The sequence below is a fragment of the Streptomyces sp. NPDC059900 genome (genome assembly GCF_050270335.1).
Classification (GTDB): Bacteria; Actinomycetota; Actinomycetes; order Streptomycetales; family Streptomycetaceae; genus Streptomyces.
Map to the genome: position 1 here is coordinate 1 of NZ_JBNNJZ010001037.1, position 1,609 is coordinate 1,609.

1 protein-coding gene is annotated in these 1,609 nt (G+C 71.1%); it reads right to left on the reverse strand.

The window, feature by feature from the left end:
• Positions 1 to 1,609: EAL domain-containing protein (locus ACQKIP_RS46960; protein WP_427745817.1), on the reverse strand; the 1,609-nt coding region annotated here is incomplete at both ends.

A 1,609-nucleotide genomic window follows, 5' to 3' on the forward strand; every position in this document is an offset into this window, starting at 1 on the left:
TCCCGGCACAGCCCGGCCAGTTCGGGCACATCGGCGATGTTGCCGCTCATGCTGTTGACCCCGTCGAGGCAGACCAGACGGGGTGTGCCGTGGGGCGCCGCCCGCAGCATGAGGGCCAGTTCGTTCGGGCGGTCCGCGTGGAAGCGTCGCAGGGTCGCGCCCTGCCCGCGGGCGGCGACGCAGCCGTCGTACACGGTGCGGTGCGCGGCGGCCTCGACGAACACCTGGCCCTTGCCGGCGAGTACGGGGATCACCGAGGCGTGGATCAGGGTGGCGGTCGGCAGGAGCAGCGTGTCGGGGGCGCCGAGCAGCGCGGCGAGCCGTTCCTCGATGTCGGGGTAGAGGCGGGGGCTGCCGAGCAGGCGGGACCAGCTGGGGTGGGTTCCCCAGCGGCGCACGGCGGGTTCGATGGCGTCGATGATCTCCGGATCGCAGTCGAAGCCGAGGTAGTTGCAGGAGGCGAAGTCGATGAGCCAGTGGTCCCCGCTGCGGATGTGCCGGCCGCGGACCTCGTCCAGGACGCAGTCGCTCATCGGGCTGGTCCGCCGCAGCCGGTCGAGTTCGCCCCAGCGCGGCCCGCGCCGCACCTCCACGAGTTCGGTGTCCGGTTCGCTCATGGTGTTCTCCCTCTCCGGGGGGATCGGGGCGGTCGGCGTATCCGGTGTGACCGGCACGGTGGCCGTGGACGCGGCGGCAGCGGTAGCAGCCGGCGCGGGTCCGGACCGGCCGCCCGGCCCGGACCGACGGCCTGCGGCGGCAGGGCTGTGCCCTGCCCGTCGGCGCAGGAGCCGGTCGCCTTGCTCGGCCGTCAGCGGCCGTGCGAAGAGGTAGCCCTGTCCGAAACCGCATCCCATGCCGGTCAGCAGGTCCCGCTGCGTGGGCTGTTCGATCCCCTCGGCGATGACCTGCAGGCCCATGGTGTCGGCGAGGTGGACGATTCCTTCGACGAGGGCGAGCTGGCGGGTGTCGTCGGTGATGTCGTCGATGAACGACTTGTCGATCTTGAGTACGTCGATGGGGAACTCGCGCAGGTAGCGCAGCGAGGAGAAGCCGGTGCCGAAGTCGTCGACGGCGATGCGGACACCGAGGTCCTTCAACTCCTGCATGACCCCTTGGATCTGTTTGTCCGGCCGCATCAGGACCGATTCCGTGAGCTCCAACTGAAGTGATCCCGGCGCCAGTCCGGGAGTGCCCAGCGCTTTGCGCACCTCGTCGAGGAAGCCCGCGTCGCGGAACTGGCGTGCGGAGACGTTGACGCTGATGTAGGGGTGACGCCGGGAAGAGGTCCCCGCCCGTTGCAGGGCGGCGATGGCGGTGGTGGCGCTGCCCAGGATCCAAGCGCCCAGCGGCGTGATGTGTCCGGTCTCCTCGGCGAGCGGGATGAACTGCTGGGGCGGCACCAGGCCCCGCCGGGGGTGCGGCCAGCGGGCCAGGGCCTCGAAGCCGACGATCTCGGCGGAGGCCTCTTTGCCCGCCGTGCTGCCGTTCGCGCTGATGTCGACGACGGGCTGATAGCGCAGCGCGAACTCCTCGTCGGCGATGGCCTGGTCCAGGCTCGCCTGCAGGTCGTGCCGCTCCCGCATGCGTGCGTGCAGGCGCTGCTGGAAGC